At 49.1% G+C, this 19,406-nt stretch carries 16 protein-coding genes and 9 tRNA genes; 23 read left to right on the top strand and 2 right to left on the bottom strand.

Annotated features, from left to right (window positions below; genetic code table 11):
- The first annotated feature begins 50 nt into the window (after positions 1-50).
- The 15 genes from alaS to NY07_RS06640 all read left to right on the top strand — a co-directional run bounded on the left by alaS (position 51) and on the right by NY07_RS06640 (position 8,454).
- Complete coding sequence (gene alaS, locus NY07_RS06710; protein ID WP_033538569.1) at positions 51-2,675, top strand: alanine--tRNA ligase; 2,625 nt, start codon at positions 51-53, stop codon at positions 2,673-2,675.
- A gap of 306 nt (positions 2,676-2,981) precedes the next feature.
- Positions 2,982-3,179 (top strand): carbon storage regulator CsrA, encoded by a 198-nt coding sequence (gene csrA / locus NY07_RS06705; protein ID WP_033538568.1) that lies wholly within the window; start codon positions 2,982-2,984, stop codon positions 3,177-3,179.
- Between the two features lie 213 nt (positions 3,180-3,392).
- A tRNA-Ser gene (locus NY07_RS06700) sits at positions 3,393-3,484 on the top strand.
- A 21-nt stretch (positions 3,485-3,505) separates the two neighbouring features.
- Positions 3,506-3,582 (top strand) — tRNA-Arg (locus tag NY07_RS06695).
- Positions 3,583-3,620: 38 nt separating this feature from the next.
- Positions 3,621-3,697, top strand: a tRNA-Arg gene (locus NY07_RS06690).
- A gap of 27 nt (positions 3,698-3,724) precedes the next feature.
- Positions 3,725-3,801 (top strand) — tRNA-Arg (locus NY07_RS06685).
- A 53-nt stretch (positions 3,802-3,854) separates the two neighbouring features.
- Positions 3,855-3,931, top strand: a tRNA-Arg gene (locus tag NY07_RS06680).
- 38 nt (positions 3,932-3,969) lie between these two features.
- Positions 3,970-4,046: transfer RNA gene (locus NY07_RS06675), tRNA-Arg, on the top strand.
- Between the two features lie 27 nt (positions 4,047-4,073).
- Positions 4,074-4,150: transfer RNA gene (locus tag NY07_RS06670), tRNA-Arg, on the top strand.
- A 53-nt stretch (positions 4,151-4,203) separates the two neighbouring features.
- Positions 4,204-4,280, top strand: a tRNA-Arg gene (locus NY07_RS06665).
- 8 nt (positions 4,281-4,288) lie between these two features.
- A tRNA-Ser gene (locus tag NY07_RS06660) sits at positions 4,289-4,380 on the top strand.
- Between the two features lie 475 nt (positions 4,381-4,855).
- Positions 4,856-5,104, top strand: a complete 249-nt coding sequence (locus NY07_RS06655; RefSeq protein WP_033538567.1) for an OadG family protein — start codon at positions 4,856-4,858, stop codon at positions 5,102-5,104.
- 19 nt (positions 5,105-5,123) lie between these two features.
- A complete protein-coding gene (gene oadA / locus NY07_RS06650; protein ID WP_033538566.1) occupies positions 5,124-6,917 on the top strand; it encodes a sodium-extruding oxaloacetate decarboxylase subunit alpha in 1,794 nt (597 codons plus the stop codon).
- A gap of 8 nt (positions 6,918-6,925) precedes the next feature.
- Positions 6,926-8,059, top strand: coding sequence for a sodium ion-translocating decarboxylase subunit beta (locus tag NY07_RS06645; protein ID WP_033538565.1), 1,134 nt, complete (start codon positions 6,926-6,928; stop codon positions 8,057-8,059).
- 209 nt (positions 8,060-8,268) lie between these two features.
- Positions 8,269-8,454 (top strand): hypothetical protein, encoded by a 186-nt coding sequence (locus NY07_RS06640; protein WP_033538642.1) that lies wholly within the window; start codon positions 8,269-8,271, stop codon positions 8,452-8,454.
- 41 nt (positions 8,455-8,495) lie between these two features.
- Here the strand turns inward: NY07_RS06640 and NY07_RS06635 are convergent, their stop codons facing one another.
- The gene (locus NY07_RS06635; RefSeq protein WP_033538564.1) at positions 8,496-8,681 is read right to left on the bottom strand and encodes a hypothetical protein; all 186 of its coding nucleotides are present in this window, start codon (positions 8,679-8,681) and stop codon (positions 8,496-8,498) included.
- Between the two features lie 133 nt (positions 8,682-8,814).
- A complete protein-coding gene (locus tag NY07_RS06630) occupies positions 8,815-10,065 on the bottom strand; it encodes a dicarboxylate/amino acid:cation symporter (RefSeq protein ID WP_033538563.1) in 1,251 nt (416 codons plus the stop codon).
- Positions 10,066-10,341: 276 nt separating this feature from the next.
- Here NY07_RS06630 and NY07_RS06625 point away from each other — a divergent pair, with 276 nt between their 5' ends.
- From NY07_RS06625 to NY07_RS19000, 8 genes are all read left to right on the top strand, one after another.
- Complete coding sequence (locus NY07_RS06625; protein ID WP_033538562.1) at positions 10,342-10,764, top strand: YqaA family protein; 423 nt, start codon at positions 10,342-10,344, stop codon at positions 10,762-10,764.
- A 70-nt stretch (positions 10,765-10,834) separates the two neighbouring features.
- Positions 10,835-13,669, top strand: a complete 2,835-nt coding sequence (locus NY07_RS06620; RefSeq protein ID WP_033538561.1) for a M16 family metallopeptidase — start codon at positions 10,835-10,837, stop codon at positions 13,667-13,669.
- 180 nt (positions 13,670-13,849) lie between these two features.
- On the top strand, positions 13,850-15,442 hold the full coding sequence (gshA, locus tag NY07_RS06615) for a glutamate--cysteine ligase (RefSeq protein WP_235363903.1): 1,593 nt from the start codon (positions 13,850-13,852) through the stop codon (positions 15,440-15,442).
- A gap of 16 nt (positions 15,443-15,458) precedes the next feature.
- A complete protein-coding gene (locus NY07_RS06610; protein ID WP_033538559.1) occupies positions 15,459-15,905 on the top strand; it encodes a hypothetical protein in 447 nt (148 codons plus the stop codon).
- 254 nt (positions 15,906-16,159) lie between these two features.
- Positions 16,160-16,777: a transglycosylase SLT domain-containing protein gene (locus NY07_RS06605; RefSeq protein ID WP_033538558.1), complete on the top strand. Its 618-nt coding sequence runs from the start codon at positions 16,160-16,162 to the stop codon at positions 16,775-16,777.
- A gap of 184 nt (positions 16,778-16,961) precedes the next feature.
- Positions 16,962-17,471 carry a 5-(carboxyamino)imidazole ribonucleotide mutase gene (gene purE, locus NY07_RS06600; protein WP_033538557.1) on the top strand — a complete coding sequence of 170 codons (510 nt, stop codon included), beginning with the start codon at positions 16,962-16,964 and terminating at the stop codon, positions 17,469-17,471.
- A gap of 320 nt (positions 17,472-17,791) precedes the next feature.
- On the top strand, positions 17,792-18,349 hold the full coding sequence (locus tag NY07_RS06595; RefSeq protein WP_052125539.1) for a sigma-70 family RNA polymerase sigma factor: 558 nt from the start codon (positions 17,792-17,794) through the stop codon (positions 18,347-18,349).
- The gene (locus tag NY07_RS19000; RefSeq protein ID WP_052125530.1) at positions 18,339-19,010 is read left to right on the top strand and encodes a hypothetical protein; all 672 of its coding nucleotides are present in this window, start codon (positions 18,339-18,341) and stop codon (positions 19,008-19,010) included. Before NY07_RS06595 ends, NY07_RS19000 begins: the two co-directional genes overlap by 11 nt.
- Positions 19,011-19,406: the final 396 nt, after the last annotated feature.

Below are 19,406 nucleotides of genomic sequence, written 5' to 3'. Positions count from 1 at the left end.
GGTGGAGCTCGAGCCTTCACCGCGAAAATAATCTAATTCAGGATGATTTCATGTATCAAACCACTGCAGCGCTGAGAAGTGCTTTCTTGGAGTTTTTCCGCAGAAACAGTCACCAGGTTGTGGACAGCAGTTCACTGGTACCTGGTAATGATCCCACCTTGCTATTTACCAATGCTGGTATGAACCAGTTTAAAGATGTTTTCCTGGGCGAAGACAAGCGCGATTACAGCCGTGCCACGACTGCCCAGCGCTGTGTGCGCGCCGGTGGTAAACATAATGACCTGGATAATGTTGGTTATACTGCCCGTCACCATACTTTTTTCGAGATGCTGGGTAACTTCAGCTTTGGTGACTATTTTAAGCACGACGCGATTCGTTTCGCTTGGACCTTCCTTACCGAAGAACTCAAGCTGCCCAAAGAGCGCCTGTGTGTCACGATTTATGAGACTGACGACGAAGCCTTTGAGATCTGGAACAAAGAGATTGGTGTAGCCGCTGAAAACATCATACGTATCGGTGATAATAAAGGGGCCGCCTTCGCCTCAGATAACTTCTGGCAGATGGGTGATACAGGTCCTTGTGGCCCCTGTACTGAGATCTTTTATGATCACGGCGAACATATCTGGGGTGGTCGCCCTGGCACGCCAGAGGAGGACGGTGACAGATTCATCGAGATCTGGAACATCGTTTTCATGCAATATAACCGTCAAGCCGACGGTACCATGGAACCGCTTCCAAAGCCCTCTGTTGATACAGGTATGGGCATAGAGCGTATTGCTGCGATCATGCAGGGTGTGCACTCTAACTATGAGATCGATATCTTCCAGTCGCTCATCAAGAAGACGGCTGAGATCCTCGGCGTGACTGACTTGGAAAACAAGTCACTGCGCGTAATTGCTGACCATATCCGTTCTTGTGCCTTTTTAGTGGCCGATGGCGTGATGCCATCTAATGAAGGCCGTGGCTATGTGTTACGCCGTATTATTCGCCGCGCCGTGCGTCATGGTAACAAGTTAGGGGCTACTGAGTCTTTCTTCTATAAACTGGTACCAACCCTGATTGAAGTGATGGGCGACGCCGCCAAAGAGTTGGTGGCCACCCAAGCGATTGTCGAGAAGGCACTTAAGGCCGAAGAGGAGCAGTTTGCGCGTACCCTAGAGCGCGGTCTTGGTATTCTGGACAATGCCCTTAGCCAGCTTGAAGGTAAGGTACTCGATGGTGAAACCGCGTTTAAACTTTATGACACCTATGGTTTCCCTGTTGATCTCACTGCAGACGTGTGCCGCGAGCGTGATATCACGGTAGATGAAGCCGGTTTTGAAGCCGCGATGGCCGAGCAGCGCAGTCGTGCTCAGGCAGCAGGTCAGTTTGATACTGACTATAACGACAGCCTTAAGATCGATGCCGAGACAGAGTTTTGTGGCTACAACAATCTGAACGGTGAAGCTAAGGTCGTCGCCCTCTACGCCGATGGTCAGGCAGTCGATGCCTTAGCTGAAGGTGAACAAGGCGTTATCGTACTTGAAAGTACGCCTTTCTATGGTGAGTCTGGTGGTCAGTGTGGTGATAAAGGGCTTCTTAACGCCGACGGCATTGAGTTTACCGTTACAGACACGCAAAAGTATGGCCAGGCCGTTGGCCATATTGGTCAGGTGAAGAGTGGTCGCATCACCTTAGGTCAGTCCCTTTACGCAGCAGTTGATAAGAAGCTGAGACATCGCACTGAGCTTAACCATTCTGTGACACACTTGCTTCACGCCGCCTTGCGTCAGGTTCTTGGTAGTCATGTCAGTCAAAAAGGTTCTTTGGTTGAACCTGATCGTTTACGTTTCGACTTTTCTCATTTCGAAGCCGTGAAGCGTGAAGAGCTAAAACAGGTTGAAGATCTGGTGAACACTCAGATCCGTCGTAACCATGAGCTTAAGGCTGAGGTGATGGATATCGACCAGGCTAAAGAAAAAGGTGCCATGGCCCTGTTTGGAGAGAAATATGACTCTCAGGTGCGCGTTGTCACTATGGGTGATTTCTCTATCGAACTCTGTGGTGGTACTCACGTGGGTCGTACTGGTGACATAGGTCTGTTTAAGATCACCTCAGAAGGGGGGATCGCAGCAGGGATTCGCCGTATTGAAGCGGTGACAGGTGCTGCAGCAATGGCCTATGTGGCTGAGCAGCAGGCACAGCTTGAACAAGCTGCCGCGCTACTTAAAGGCGACAGTGCCTCAGTGGTAACCAAGCTGAAGGCGCAGCTAGATAAGACCAAGCAGTTAGAGAAAGAGTTGTCACAACTTAAAGATAAGCTTGCTGCGGCGACCAGTGCCGATCTGGCTGGTGAAGCGCAAGAGCTTGGTGGTGTAAAGGTACTGGTGAAGCAGCTTGAAGGCGTTGAAGCTGGAGCGCTGCGTGGGCTACAGGATGAACTTAAGCAGAAGCTGCAGTCAGGCATAGTCGTATTGGGTATTGCAGGTGATGCTAAGGTGAACCTAATTGTCGGTGTGACCAAAGATCTGACCGCTAAGGTGAAGGCCGGTGAACTGGTGGCCATGGTTGCCGCTCAGGTGGGTGGTAAGGGCGGTGGACGCCCTGATATGGCACAGGCTGGCGGTAGCGAACCTGAAAACTTAAGTTCAGCGCTTGATTCTGTTATCCCTTGGTTATCAGAACGTTTGGCATAAGTTGTCTAATGAAAAAAAGCGCTCTTTGAGCGCTTTTTTTGTGTCAAATTGATGCTCTCTTAAGCTAAGGTACAGTTTAAAGTGCTAAATTTAATGCTGGTTTAATTGATCGTCCTTACTATCCCATTTATCTCTTATGCTCATATCTGATAAATCAGCGATGTGTGGCACATTTAAACGAATTAACATGCAATAAATGGGTGTTTTTTGTCAGAACACTATTAATTTGTACTAAGCTGACCGTATAATAAGGTTATAATGGAATAGTGCCGTAAAAGCAGAATTAGGAACTAAAGGAGCAAAAAAATGCTGATATTGACTCGTCGTGTTGGTGAAACACTGATGATTGGTGATGAAGTTACTGTCACCGTTTTAGGCGTAAAGGGCAATCAAGTTCGTATTGGTGTCAATGCACCAAAAGAAGTTTCGGTTCATCGTGAAGAGATTTATCAGCGTATCCAGTCTGAAAAGTCAGGTGGCTCTTCTGAAGGCGGCAATTTTTAAGCGAAAGATTTAACCAGTGTAACATGATAAGAGTCAGCAATTTTGCTGGCTTTTTTGTTTTTTATTGTAAGCTTTTTAACCATTACGGCGACATAGCATACAGGGCTGTAGGATAATCAGGGGTAACTGCTTAAAAACAGCTCAAACAGTATTTGTTTAGGAGAAATGGTTTGACTTATTTTCTTCAAACAGTAATATGTGCGCCAAGAAAACGGAGAGGTGGCCGAGTGGCCGAAGGCGCTCCCCTGCTAAGGGAGTATGGGCTTTAACTCCCATCGAGGGTTCGAATCCCTCCTTCTCCGCCATTTCTTAACTGACAAAACAGGGCGCGTGTAGCTCAGCTGGATAGAGTACCTGGCTACGAACCAGGCGGTCAGAGGTTCGAATCCTCTCACGCGTACCATTTGTTTTTCAGTGAAAGTAGGTTTATAGATATAAGATGCGCGTGTAGCTCAGCTGGATAGAGTACCTGGCTACGAACCAGGCGGTCAGAGGTTCGAATCCTCTCACGCGTACCATCTATTTCTTCTACTGTTTTATTCTGTGCGCGTGTAGCTCAGCTGGATAGAGTACCTGGCTACGAACCAGGCGGTCAGAGGTTCGAATCCTCTCACGCGTACCATATTTAAAAAATCGACGGTTTTTACCGTCGTTTTGTTTGTAAGACTAGAATTTGCGCGTGTAGCTCAGCTGGATAGAGTACCTGGCTACGAACCAGGCGGTCAGAGGTTCGAATCCTCTCACGCGTACCATTTGTTTTTCAGTGAAAGTAGGTTTATAGATATAAGATGCGCGTGTAGCTCAGCTGGATAGAGTACCTGGCTACGAACCAGGCGGTCAGAGGTTCGAATCCTCTCACGCGTACCATCTATTTCTTCTACTGTTTTATTCTGTGCGCGTGTAGCTCAGCTGGATAGAGTACCTGGCTACGAACCAGGCGGTCAGAGGTTCGAATCCTCTCACGCGTACCATATTTAAAAAATCGACGGTTTTTACCGTCGTTTTGTTTGTAAGACTAGAATTTGCGCGTGTAGCTCAGCTGGATAGAGTACCTGGCTACGAACCAGGCGGTCAGAGGTTCGAATCCTCTCACGCGTACCATTTTAGACGGAGAGGTGGCCGAGTGGCCGAAGGCGCTCCCCTGCTAAGGGAGTATGGGCTTTAACTCCCATCGAGGGTTCGAATCCCTCCTTCTCCGCCATTATTAAAACCCGCAACTTAGGTTGCGGGTTTTTTTATGTCTTGATTTCCCCTGCTCATTTATCCAGTCTTGTCTAGATAGTCCTTTGTTTACTGTTTTTTATGCATAAACTTGCATATTCAACTATGCCTTGTTCTTTTTTGTGAATTCAATTTTTAACTCATTTCTAGGTTTTTAACGTAAATCTAGCCTTGGCGCCTGAATTTCTGATGAATCGCTAAAATTACAGTTAATTTATTATGGAATGTAAGACGGTCTATCATCAATTAGTCTTATTGTGGTAAGACCAATTTACAATGTGCTCGCCTTTTTGTTATAGATTGGTTAAGGTTTCCTGGTCGCAGGAGAGCTTTTTGCGCTTAACCGGTCGACACCTGTAGCGACTTGTGTTTATTTAAATGCGCATATTGTGAATAAATAGCTTGTAGATGGCTGAATCGTCAATCTAAGAGCGCGATTAACCTGAGAGGACTGTATGGATTCAATGGCTCAACAGATAATGGAAGCGTTGATGATCATGGGGCTAGGTATGGGATTGGTGTTTATATTCCTCACTATACTCATTGGGGTTGTGAAATTGGTTGCTTGGAAATTTGCACCAGAGGCCCATGTACCGCCTGTATCAGACGCTTCTGACGAAGGTGTACCCAATTTTACTGGTGTAGACCCTAAAATGGTCGCCGTAATTTCTGCAGCCATACATCAATACCGCGCCAAAGCATAATAAAGAGTAGGGAGTTTTTATGAGCAAGCCACTTGCATTAACCGATGTTGTTCTAAGAGATGCACACCAATCGATTCTTGCCACACGTCTTCGTATCGAAGATATGCTTCCTATCGCCGCCCAATTAGACAAAGTTGGGTTTTGGTCATTGGAGTCTTGGGGGGGCGCGACTTTTGATGCCTGTATTCGTTATCTGGGAGAGGATCCTTGGGAGCGTATTCGTGAATTAAAGAAAGCTATGCCTAACACGCCGCAGCAGATGCTGCTTCGAGGCCAGAACCTTTTAGGCTACCGCCACTATGGTGATGATCTAGTACATCGTTTCGTTGAGCGAGCCCATGACAATGGTGTAGATGTCTTCCGTATCTTCGATGCCATGAATGATGTGCGCAATCTTGAGGCTGCAGTTAAATCTGTGGTCGATGTTGGCGCGCACGCTCAGGGGACTATCTCTTACACCACTAGCCCGGTTCACACCTTAAAGACCTGGGTCGATATGGCGAAACGCTTAGAGGATATGGGCTGCCATTCACTCTGTATCAAAGATATGGCAGGTCTGCTGAAGCCATTTGATGCCTATGAGTTGATTAGCCAGCTAAAAGCGCAGACCAATCTGATCGTTTCCATGCAGTGTCATGCGACCACAGGGTTAAGCACCGCGACCTATCAGAAGGCTATTGAGGCCGGTATTGACGTACTAGATACCGCTATCTCCTCTATGAGCCAAACCTATGGTCACAGCGCTACTGAGACCTTAGTGGCCATGGTGGAAGACACAGACAGAGCCACAGGTTATGACATGGCGCTGCTCGAAGAGATCGCTGCCTATTTCAGAGAGGTACGCAAGAAATACGCTGCCTTTGAAGGGGAACTAAAGGGGATCGATTCGCGCATTTTACGTGCCCAAGTGCCTGGTGGCATGCTCACTAATATGGAAAATCAGCTGAGAGAGCAGGGGGCTACAGACAAGTTAGATCTCGTGCTGGAGGAGATCCCTAAGGTTCGTGAAGACCTTGGCTTTATTCCGTTGGTGACCCCTACCTCACAGATTGTCGGCACACAGGCAGTGATTAACGTACTCACAGGTGAGCGTTATAAATCACTGACTAAAGAGACAGAAGGTGTACTCAAGGGTGAATACGGCGCTACGCCGGCGCCAGTGAATAGTGAGCTGCAGGCTAAAGTATTGGCCGGTGGTGAGGCGATCACTTGTCGTCCTGCCGACCTGCTGCCAGCCGAGCTAGACAGCCTTAGAGCTGAATTGAGGGACAAAGCCAGTAGCGAGCAGATAAGCTTGGCTGCAGAATTGGACGATGATGTGCTGACTTATGCACTCTTTCCACAAATCGGTCTTAAGTTCCTTAAAAACCGCAATAACCCAGATGCCTTTGAGCCTAAGCCAGAAGCGCTTCAGCCGTCGATTAGCAACGATGTACAGCAGGCAGCTCCATCGAAAGGTAAAGAGACCTATACGGTCAATGTACAAGGTCAGAGCTTTGTGGTTGAGGTCTCACCGGGTGGCGATATCAGTCAAATAGTGCCTAGCGAGAATGTCGTGCCTTTTGCTGCGCCAGAACCTGCTGCAACCAGTGTTGGTGAGGGTTCGCCCATGAATGCGCCGTTGTCGGGCAATATTTTCAAGGTGAATGTGCAGCCTGGCGATGCCGTTAAGGCAGGGGATGTGGTGATCATTCTTGAAGCCATGAAGATGGAAACCGAAATCCGCGCCGAATCAGATGGCGTGGTTGCCAAGGTTTGCGTTAAGGAAGGTGACTCTGTTGCCGTTGGCAATCAACTGCTTGCCATAGCTTAGGAGCCACAATGGACGGATTAATTGCCTTTTGGGCGGAATCGGGGATCGCCAATTTCACTTCTGGCCAGCTATTTATGATGGCGGTTGGCGTGGTGTTACTCTATCTGGCTATCGCCAGAGGATTTGAGCCGCTGCTGCTGTTGCCGATAGGCTTTGGTGCCATCTTGGCTAACATCCCTAACGGGGGCTTCACCGAAGAGGGCGGCATGCTTTACTACGCCTATCATGTGGGGATTGAAACCGGCGTCTTTCCGCTATTGATCTTCATGGGGGTCGGCGCCTTGACCGATTTCGGTGCCCTTATCGCTAACCCTAAGATGTTGCTTCTGGGGGCGGCTGCGCAGTTTGGCATCTTTGCCACCTTAATTGGTGCTATCGCTCTCAATGCCGTACCTGGTTTTGAGTTCTCGATGCAAGATGCGGCGGCAATTGCCATCATCGGCGGCGCTGATGGGCCAACGGCTATTTTCTTAGCCTCTAAGCTGGCGCCAGATCTGCTTGGTGCAATTGCGGTAGCGGCATACTCTTATATGGCTCTGGTACCTATCATCCAGCCGCCTATCATGAAGCTGCTGACGACAGAGGCCGAGCGTCAGATCAAGATGGAGCAGCTGCGTGAGGTGAGTAAGAAAGAGAAAATCATCTTTCCTTTGTCGGTACTAGGGTTGACCATACTCTTCTTGCCGGCAGCAACACCTTTGGTGGGCATGTTCTGTCTGGGTAACCTAATGCGCGAGTCTGGTGTGGTCGACAGGTTATCTAGTACGGCGCAGAATGAGCTGATTAACTTAGTCACTATCTTTCTGGGTTTGGCGGTCGGCTCTAAGCTATCGGCTGATAAATTTCTCCAGGTGGAAACCTTAGGTATTTTAGTCTTGGGCGCCGTGGCTTTTGGTATTGGTACGGCGACCGGAGTGTTGATGGCCAAACTGATGAGCAAGTTGTCTGGAGGAACCATCAATCCTCTGATTGGTGCGGCCGGTGTATCGGCTGTGCCTATGGCGGCTAGGGTGGTCAATAAAGTAGGGCTGCAGGCTAATCAGCAGAACTTCCTCTTGATGCACGCCATGGGACCCAATGTAGCGGGTGTCCTGGGCTCCGCCGTTGCCGCCGGGGTTCTCTTAGCGGTATTGGGTGGCTAATCGCTAAAGTTTTACTCGGTCTTGAACGGTCAGCCTGCGTGCTGGCCGTTTTACGTTTGGTCTATGCGATATAACTTAATCAAGCTAATGCTAAAGCAATTGATGCAGATCAACGCCTAGTGTGTCGTTTTAGTGTTTTATAAGTGTGATCTGGTTCGCATTCGCTGTGTTTTAGTGAGCCTAAGCCCATTTTGAGAGAGGATCGAATGATGGAGTTACGACCTAATTGCTATACCGATATCTGTGTTAACGGTAAATGGTTTCATTATGATCACGGTGAGCATTCAGTGTTTATGTTGAATGGCGGCCATCCATTGACCTTTGAGTTAAGCGAACTGCCCACCACAGAAGCAGAGTTGGAAGCGCACTTAGCGGCATTCACTGATCAGAAGTAAGTGTTGTTAAAAAATTTGTGTCTGTACTCGGCATTGCTGTTTTAGCCCCGTAGATTTTGTTCGGCGGTGAGCCAGAGCAGGAAGCCGAGTGACAGCATCAGGGTTGCACTGATTGCTATGATATAGATGAAGCCTTTCTTGCCTTGTCGTAACGGCACGCCGTTAAGATAGAGAAAGAGTGCCCAGAATAGACTTAAGATGATCGGCAGTAAAAACATGCGAGCCATAATGGTTTATCAGTACCTTATTGCTAGAGGCGAGTCTTATATGATTTAAACCCAGTATTTCTGTTTTAACAAGCAATTAGCAATAAAAAAGCCGCATTAAGCGGCTTATTGTTTTCTGGGGAGCTGGTAAGGCTTAGCCTGTGGCCTTTGAAGTTTCAACTTCATCATTGCGGTAGAACTGCTCTTCATCTAGCTGACCTTCAGACTTACCAACCACCACGGCAGTCATCATGTCGCCCGTCACATTGGTCGCTGTGCGCATCATATCGATCACTCGGTCGATGGCGGCGATAAAGGCGATTCCCTCAAGTGGCAGACCAACTACGCCTAAGGTTACCGAGAGCATGACCATGGCACTACCAGGTACACCGGCTGTGCCCACTGAAGCAACCGTTGCGGTGACCGCAATCAGCATGTAGTCGGTCATCTCTAGTGGAATACCGTAGATTTGTGCGATGAAAATAGCCGCGATTGCCGGGTAGATACCGCCACAACCATCCATGTTCATGGTGGCACCTAACGGCAGTACAAAGGCGCCATATTTTTTGGATACGCCCATGGTTTCTGTGGCGCGGGTACTGGCTGGCAGAGTGCCGAAGCTAGAGGCCGTGGTAAAGGCCACCAACTGAGCTGGCATCGCCTTTCTGAAAAATTGGACTGGGCTTAGCCCCGCCGCGAATTTAACCAGGCCGCCATAAACGAACAGTATGTGGATCAAGGCGGCAATGTAGATGGCGCCAATAAACTTACCTAGCGGCAGCAGGGTCGATAAACCATATTCGCCAACCACCCAGGCCATAAGACCAAATACGCCGATAGGCGTTAGTTGCAGCACCATACGGGTAAGTTGGAACATCACCTCTGCACCGGCTTCAATCGTACGTTTCAAAGGCTCGGCTTTCTCGCCAATCTTGTTGATGGCAATACCGACTAAGGCAGCAAAGACGATGATCTGTAGTACTTTACCTTCGGCAAGAGAAGCAAAAGGGTTAACGGGGATCATATCCAGTAGCACCTGGGCAAAGCCTGGCACGTTGCGTTCACGCACCTCTGTGGTGGCTAGCTCCATTGAGCCGCCCATGTCGATCAGACTACCCACGGTGAGGCCAATGAGCGAGGCGATAGTGCCGGTTAGCATAAACATTGCCAGTGTCTTAAAGCTTAGGCGTTTAAGGCTGACATCATTACCCAGTGAGGTGATACTGACGACAATAGCGCAGAAGATGAGCGGGGCAACCAACATCTTGATGGCTGCGATGAAAAGATCGCCCAAAGGCTTAAGGTGTGTTGCTTGTTCGCCCAGAATAATGCCCAGACTCACCCCTAAAATAAAACCGGCGAGAACTTTTTGCCAAAAGGGGATCTGTTTAATTGTTTGCCACATGGGTTTGTTCCAAATTTTTTAAGTTGTTATTGTGGATGGCGTTTTTTATCAATCGTGAATTGCTTGTTCTAGCATGAGCCATCCAGGTATTTCAACCTTAACGAGAGAGCCTGACATTGTATCTGGGCTTTACTTTGCTTACCAAAGCGATTTTGTTATAACTTATTGTGATATAAGAGTTTGTTTTAATAAGATTAAATTTTAACTTTTAGGTAACATTATTATTTTGAATAGATTGCACATAAAAATTTACTTTTTTTCATTAGGTAGCGAATTATGACCGCGTTATGGTTGATCTTTAGTGGCGCCTTTTTCGCCGCAACCTTGCTACCCGGAGGTTCTGAGGTTTTGTTGGTGGCGCTGATCGATCAGGCGCCTGAGACCTGGCTTGCTCTGGTAATCGCGGCTACCCTAGGGAACACATTAGGTTCCTTGACCAGTTATTATCTGGGGGCTCTGGGCCGTGTGGCCAAGACGCCTGAGGAGCTGGCCAGTGGTCGGTATCGTCATAGCGTTAAATTGATTGAGCGTTATGGCTATTGGAGTCTGTTGCTCGCCTGGACGCCGCTTATCGGCGATATCTTGTGTCTACTTGCGGGCTGGATGAAGATGCCTTTGCTTAAATCCAGTCTGATGATTTTGATAGGGAAAGGGTTGCGTTATCTGCTAGTTGCGGCATTAGCGTTACATTGGTTGTAAGCTATTTGGCTGCTACCCTGGGTCGTAAACCTCGGCAGTAAACCTTGGTTGTTTCTTGTAGGAGTAATAAATGAAAAAATGGATATTGGTCGCGGCTATCTCAGCGGCATTGAGCGCCTGCGCGACTGCGCCTGTGCAAACGGCGCTCCCTCAGGGCGTCTCCCTGATTGAGAATGTGGCCTTAGCCGAATCAGGTGTCGGCATCCCCTATAAAAAATATCAACTGGCCAACGGCCTGACGGTTATCTTGCATCAAGATCGTTCCGATCCATTGGTTCACGTCGATGTGACCTACCATGTGGGGTCGGCAAGGGAGTTGCCTGGACGTTCAGGTTTTGCACATCTCTTTGAACATATGATGTTCCAGGGCTCTAAACATGTAGGCGATGAGCAGCATTTTAAGACGGTGACGGAAGCCGGAGGCACCCTTAACGGTACCACCAACACAGATCGAACCAACTATTTTGAGACTGTACCCAGCAATCAGCTGGAAAAGATGCTCTGGTTAGAGTCGGATCGCATGGGCTATTTCTTGCCAGCCTTGACCGAGAACAAGTTTGAGGTGCAGCGTGAAACCGTGAAGAACGAGCGGGCACAACGTATCGATAACCAGCCCTATGGTCGGATGAACGAGCGCTTCAATCAGGCTTTCTATCCATCGGGTCATCAATACTCTTGGCCGGTGATTGGCTGGCCAGAAGATCTTGACCGCGCCGAGCTCGATGATGTGAAACATTTCTTCCAGCGTTGGTATGGACCTAACAATGCCACCTTGACCATAGGTGGTGATTTTGACGAGATGCAGGCCCTTGCTTGGGTGAACAAGTATTTTGGTGAGATCCCAAGAGGCCCAGAGGTGAAACCTGAGCCCAAGCAACTGGTGACCTTGGACAAGACACGTTATATCTCGATGGAAGACAGGGTACATTTGCCGCTGCTGCGCATGGCTTTTCCAACCGTCTATGCCAGCCATGAAGATGAAGCGGCGCTGGACCTATTAGCCAACATTATCGGCGGCGGCCCCACATCACTGGTTTATAAAAACTTAGTGAAAGATGGTTATGCTGTGCAGGCTGGTGTTAGCCATCCTTGCCAAGAGCTGGCGTGTCAGTTCTCTATCTATGCCTTGGCCAATCCAGCACGAGGCGGTCAGCTGTCTGATGTTGAGCAGCGTATCAAGGAGTCTATCGCCGAGTTTGAACAGCGGGGCGTAACAGACGATGATCTGCAAAAAGTAAAGGTTCAGTTCGAGGCCAGCACTATCTTTGGCCTGCAAAGCGTCAAGGGTAAGGTATCGACACTTGCGCTGAATCAAACCTTCTTTGGTAATCCCGATATGATAGCGCACGATCTTAAGCGCTATGCCAGCGTGACCAAAGAAGATGTGATGCGGGTGTTTAACACCTATATCAAGGACAAACCTATGGTTGTGATGAGTGTAGTGCCCCAGGGGCAGAAGCAGCTGATCGCCCATGAGGATAACTTTGTGCCGCCTGCGCCGCGAGTGGCTGCTGAGGCGGTAACAGGCGTAACAGAGGTGGCTGAGGCCCACAGCAGTTTCGATCGTAGTCAAATGCCAAGCGCTCAACAGGCGCCGGTGATCACTGCGCCGAGTCTGTGGACAGATACATTGAGTAACGGTATCGCAGTAATGGGAACAGAAAGCGATGAGACCCCCACGGTCGAGCTGCTTATCTACCTCAATGGCGGGCATCGTCTTGCCGACGTTAAACAGGCGGGACTTGCCAGCCTGACGGCTGCCATGCTCAATGAGTCGAGCGAGCAGCGCAGCACCGAGGAATTAGCACAGGCACTGGAGATGATAGGCAGTAGCGTCAGCTTTGGTAGCAGTGTTTATCAAAGCTATATCAAAGTCTCAGCGCTAACCTCGCACCTTGATGAGACCTTGGCCATAGTGGAGGAGAAACTCTTTCACCCAGGGTTTAAAGAGCAAGACTTTACCCGTGTGATTGGGCAACACATGCAGAGCCTGCAGCATATGCAGTCAGACCCTAACTATCTGGCCGATACTCGGTTTGACGCCATACTCTATGGTGGTGACACTGCACTGGGTGTAAGCGCCATGGGCACCCCGGATACAGTGTCTCAGCTGACACTCGATGATGTTAAGGCTTTCTACGCCAAGCAATATCGCGCCGGTAACGCCCAGATAGTGGCCGTGACTAACTTGTCACAGTCGGAGCTGATGCCTAAGTTAACAGGCTTATCAAAGTGGACTGGAGAGGCGAGCAAACTGCCAGCTCTGGCGGAGCTGCCTAAACTCGATGCCGGTACTGTCTACATTCTCGATAAGCCGGGCGCGGCGCAATCTGTGATTAAAATCGGTAAGCGCGCCATGGCATTTGACGCCACCGGCGAGTTCTTTAAGTCCTATTTGATGAACTATCCCTTAGGCGGTGCCTTTAACAGCCGAATTAACCTTAATCTGCGTGAAGATAAGGGCTATACCTATGGTGCACGTAGCTACTTTAGTGGCGGCAGCGAGCAAGGCTTGTTCGAGGCTTCAGCCAGTGTACGCAGTGATGTGACGGCTAAGGCACTAGTTGAATTTGCCAAAGAGATTGAGGGCTATCAGGCCAAAGGCATGACGGACAAAGAACTGGCCTTTATGCGCAGCTCTATCTCACAGGGACAGGCGCTAGATTATGAAACCCCCTATCAAAAGGCGGGTTTCATGCGTAAGATCCAGCGCTATAATCTGTCACCCGACTATACCGAGCAGCAGGCAAAGATCATCAAGCAAATAGGAAAAGATGAACTTAATCGCCTGGCAAAGGAAAAACTCGAAATGGACAATATGATAGTGTTAATCGTCGGTGATAGCGCTAAAATCGAGACCGAGATTAAAGCCTTAGGCTACAAGGTGAGTCATTTGGAGTTGTAATTTCGATATTACGCCCATATATAAGGCATCAGCGGTGAGCATTAACTCTGCTCACCGCTTTATTTTTTTTCCCTTGCCAAGGATCTAGCACAGCGGCTATTTTGTGGTGATGGCGAAAGCAAACGCGCTTATTGCAGGTCTGACTTGCAAGGCAAACGGTTGAAGCAATGAGAGACAAAGATATTGAACTCTTTCAATGAAGTGATTGGCCTACTCGATAATGAGCAGGGACGAGCCGCACTGGCGGGGATGATACGGGGCATAGAGCGCGAGGCATTACGTATCGAACCATCTGGTCATCTGGCAACAGATAAGCACCCAAAGGCATTAGGAGCAGCGCTAACGAATTCGCGGATCACCACTGATTATAGCGAGTCGTTACTCGAGTTCATTACACCCGTGTATCAAGACATTGACGCACTGCTGACGGATCTTACTCAAACCCACGCCTTCACTGTTCGTTATCTGGGAGAGCAACAGCTCTGGCCGGTTAGCATGCCCTGTTATGTCGGTGATGTGGCCGATATCCCCATTGCCGATTATGGCAGCTCTAACACTGGCAAACTTAAGCGTTTGTATCGTAAAGGGTTAACCTACAGATATGGTGCGCAGATGCAGATCATCTCTGGGGTGCATTTTAATTTTTCCGTATCAGATGACCTGTGGCAAAAGCTTTATCAAGTGTCAGACAAGCGTCTGAGCCTTGGCGATTTCATTTCAGAGTCCTATTTCGGATTGATTCGAAATTACCGCCGACTGGTGTGGGTACTCCCTTATCTATTTGGCGCCTCTCCGGCATTGTGTAGCTCCTTTATCAAGGATCAGAAAACCGATCTGGCTTTCGAAAAGCTAGGCAAGGGCACGCTTTATCTACCTTATGCCACCTCGCTGCGCATGAGTGATCTTGGTTACACCAACAAGGAGCAGGAACGGCTTAATATCAGCTACAACTCCCTCGGCGAATATCTGTCGGGGATCAATGCTGCCATTAAGATGCCGTCAGCCCATTTTGAGGAAATAGGCGTTAAGGTTGATGGTGAGTTTCGCCAGTTAAATTCTAATGTATTGCAGATAGAGAATGAGTTTTACTCGCCTATTCGTGCAAAGCGCGTGACTCAGGCGGGAGAGAAACCCTCACAGGCGCTCGCCCGTGCTGGGGTTGAATATATCGAGGTGCGAGCGCTGGATGTCAATCCATTTAGCCCGGTAGGTATCGAGGCCTACCAGGTGCGTTTTCTCGATCTCTTCTTGCTCTACTGCCTGCTCACGCCATCGCCTAAGAGCGATGCTCAAGATGAGGCGGCGATTAGCGAGAACCTGAATCGAGTCATCACCCATGGGCGTCAACCTGGGCTCACCTTGTGTAAGGCAGGAGATGAAATTGGGTTGAAAGACTGGCTCGAATCGCTATTTGGCGAGCTAGAAACCTTAGCTAAGCTGCTCGATGGCGAGGAAGATGCGTATCAACAGAGTTTGGCTCATTGGTATGAGGCGGTTCAAGACCCTGCTAAGACACTGTCAGGCAGAGTGATGTCGGCCTTGATGGCTAAAGGCGTCGATCACAGTCTATGGGTTAAGGAACTGGCTAAAGAGTATTATCACGCCTTGTTGGATTACCCCTTGAGCCCTAAGGTAGCATCGGATTATGAGGCGGCGGCCGAGCAGTCACTGCAGGACCAGGCTCAGCTTGAAGCCGAGTCGGTGCAGGACTTTGAACAGTATCTAGCCGATTACTTTGCCGAGGCGCCGCAGCCAATAGAACAAGTGGTATAAGGTTAAGGCGAGTGACATGAGAGTCGGTTCAGCTTGTAGGAAAGTCAGTTGTTATCTTGCGGCGCTCGCTATCTTGTCAGGCTGCGCCTCTGGGCCTGACGAGGACGCCTTATGTGCAACTGTGTCCGGCTATCAGATGCCGGATGAATCCCAGGGGCTCTATCGCGCCGTGGTGACACACCTTAATGGTAAGCCGGTGATCTCAAGGCCAAATTATCGCCTGGCGCCAGGGGAGTATCAATTTACCTTGGCCGAGCTTATCGACTCGCCGCGATTGAAAGTGAAACTCGCGGCGCGCCAAACCAAGACTTTGACCCTGCACCTTGAAGCCAACCAACGCTATCATCTGGCGGCCCAATTTAATCAGGATAAGATCTATCGAGGTTTAGATACCGATTATTGGCAGCCTGTCGTTTGGGCGCAGGAACCCCATGAATGTGAGTTTATTAGCGAAACCAATTAGTAAACAGCCTCTTGGCGTTAAATTTGACCACTGCCGATTGCTTCTCGTGGGTAAGGATGTGAAACTAACCTCTGTTGAGCTTTGAAGTTTACTTCTGTTTGATTTAAACGCATTTTGAGCCAAGCGCGACCCTTGAAGTACTGTTTCGCGATGTCAATGGCAACAATCAAGCAATCGCCGATAAACGGACGCAGAAACTGACGACAAAGATTAATAGCCCCTATTTTGAATCGCTTATTGTTTTGGGTCTTTTGATGACAAGAATTTCCGCCCTAGTTACCGCCATGTTATTGCTCTCCCTTGGAGGCTGCGCCACCTCACCGCCTAAGGATCCAGAAAATCTTTGCGCCATCTACCAGGAGAACCGTGACTGGTATGAGGCCGCGGTCGATACCCGTGAAAAGTGGGGCGTGCCCGTGCATGTGCCCTTAGCCATGATGTACCAGGAAAGCTCATTCAAACATAACGCTGCTCCGCCGATGGAATATTTCCTCGGCTTTATCCCTATTGGGCGAGCCAGTGACGCCTATGGCTATGCACAAGCCAAAACCATGACCTGGGATGATTATGTTCGTGAGACAGGTAACTCCTGGTCCAGTCGCAGCAACTTCGATAATGCGATGGATTTCATGGGGTGGTTCATCTATAAGACCCAGAAGATCAACGGCGTGTCTAAGTGGGATGCTCGCAATCAATATCTTAACTATCACGAAGGTTGGGGAGGCTATAAGCGTGGTACTTATAGGCAAAAGCCCTGGCTGATTAAGGTGGCCGACAAGGTGGATAAGCGTGCTAAGCGCTATGCGGCTCAGTATCGCACTTGTCAGGAAAACTTAGATTCTTCCTGGTTGTGGCGGTTGTTTTTTGGGTAAGCAACAGGTCAGAACTCACTGTTTTATCAGCGGTACAATATTTTTAAGGTGAATTTAAGCTAAGCTTTTGCTGCTTATGCTTTTTTTCTTTGGTTGAGTTAATCCGCTCGGCCCCTGTTATCTGCATTTAAAAATGACTATAATGCGCGCAAAACAATAGCCTTACCTACAAAAAGGATAAAAGATGACTAAGCCATTTGTTGCCGTATTAATGGGATCAGATTCTGATCTCCCAACAATGCAAGCCACCTTAGATGTGTTAAAAACCTTCGGTATTCAATTTGAAGCTAAAGTTACCTCGGCGCACCGCACGCCAGCGGCAACTCACGCTTACGTTACCGATGCCGAAGCGCGTGGTTGTAAAGTCTTTATCTGCGCAGCGGGTCTGGCTGCTCACCTGGCAGGTGCTGTAGCGGGTATCACTACTCGTCCAGTGATTGGTGTGCCGGTTGATTGTGGTCCACTGCAGGGACACGATGCCCTACTATCAACAGTTATGATGCCTGGCGGTGTACCTGTTGCTACTGTGGCGATTGGTAGCGCAGGTGCGAAGAACGCAGGTTACCTGGCAGCGCAAATGCTTGCAGTTGGTGACGATGCCTTGGCGCTAGCAGTAAAAGAAGAACGTGCCAAATCGGCAGAAGCCGTACAAGCTAAAGATGCCAAGCTGCAAGAGAAGCTAGCTAACGCATAATAGCGTCACTTATCGACAATAAACCGCGAGCCTTAGGTTCGCGGTTTTTTTATGGGCAGCAATAACCCCTTTTGCTAGCTGATACGTTTACATCACTAAAGGCTTACCTAAAACTCAGTACGCGAAGCACTGAAAATTTGGTGCGTTAGTTAGCCATATAGTTGAATTAACTCGCAAGTTATTGGCTAAGCATGGACAAACCACGTCGGGCGATGCAGACTCACTATTGCATCCGTTTCTCTCCGCTGAAGGAGCTGACATGAGGGAGTCCCAGCGTGGAACAAGTATCTGAAATCGAGACAGATAGTGATCAGGCTTTAATGGCGCAGTATGCCCAAGGAGATCAGACGGCCTTTGAGCTGCTTTACCATAAGCATAAGGGCGGCCTGTATCGTTATTTCATGCGTCAGATAGGTGACAGAGCCCTGGCTGAGGATCTTTATCAAGAGACCTGGAGCCGAGTGATAAAGGCGGCCAGTGGTTATCAGCAAAGAGCCAAGTTCACCACCTGGCTCTATCGAATCGCTCATAATTTGCTGATCGATCACGTCAGAGCCCTTAAACCGGTAGATAGCTTAAGTGAGCCTATAGGGGAAGAGCAGACATTAGAGTCACTGTTAACAGGTGATGTGGCGGTGCCCGATAGTCAGCTTGAAGAAGAACAGAAGGCGATAATTTTAAAGCATTGCATTAGCCAGCTTCCCCATGTGCAGAAGGAGGCTTTCTTGCTCAATGTGGAGATGGGATTTACGGCGGCAGTGATCGGCGAAATAGCCGGTGCGGGCATGGAGGCGACCAAGAGCCGTATTCGTTATGCCAGTCAGGCGCTCAAAGCCTGTGTGCAACAGAAATGGCAGGAGCACGCGAATGTCAGATAGAAGCGAACAGGAGATCTCGGATCTTCAGCTAAAAGCCCTGTATCAGGCTAAGGCTAACGAAGAGCCTTCGGCCGAACTCGACGCGCGAATATTGGCCATGGCGAGCCAACATCAAAGCAAGCTTAATGAGTCGGCGGGCAAGGGGGATGTTAAGGTCGTCAGTTTTTGGCGTCAATATCGCTGGCCATTATCATCGGCCGCCTCTGTCTTATTGCTCTCAAGCTTGTTACTGCTTAATTTTAATCAGCCACAGCCACCCATTACTGAGCAGATGATGCCTATGATGGTCAGCGATCAAGCCGTCGAGTCGATGAGAGCCGTCAAGCCGTCAGACGGTGCGAGTCAGATGCAGCCGCGGACAATGTCGCAGCAAGCACCAGAATCTAGTGAGCAGCAGGGACCTGTTGCGCAAAGCGAAAAGAGTCATAAGCTGGCAGCACCGATAAACGCGGATGGCCAAGCTAAGGCGAATATTTCAGATATTCAGGCGGTAAATCATCTACAGCAGCTGGTCGATAGTGAGCTGTGGCGCGATGCCGATACCCTGTACCAGCGACTGTTGAAGGAGCGTCCAAGATTGCAAGACAGCAGCCATCCTCAGCATGCTCAGTGGTTAGTGCTTGTAGATAAAATTAAGGCCCATCGGCAGGGGAAAGAGTGACCTAAGCTGAAGCATTAGCATGATAAACGGGGCCTTAGCGCCCCGTTTTGCTTATAAAATCGAGGATGATACCGCATCCAAAATCCCCTGAGCCCCGAATAGATTGATCATAAGGGGCAATATCTAGTCAAAATGCCAGGGGATAAAAGAGGTCGAAGGGATAAAAGGGATGAAAAAGGTGCCTAGGCTGTCTATGGCGTGTCGCTGCCAGGCCTTATCTATCAAAGTTGTGCCTGACTATCGCTTGCCGCCAGCGCCTCAGGCTGGCTCGAGAAAAACTACCCAATGCGCTTACTCTGTCCGCAGAAGCTGAAACCTTAGCCGTTACCTTATTATCCATATCTTGTCCTCTAGCGACCTCAGGTGAGGAGTTGTTACGCCTCAGTAAACTTGTAC

This window comes from Shewanella sp. ECSMB14101 (assembly GCF_000773485.1).
Taxonomy (GTDB): domain Bacteria; phylum Pseudomonadota; class Gammaproteobacteria; order Enterobacterales; family Shewanellaceae; genus Shewanella; species Shewanella marisflavi.
The sequence above is the reverse complement of the archived record's forward strand: the minus strand, read 5'-3'. Positions and strand labels throughout refer to the sequence as shown.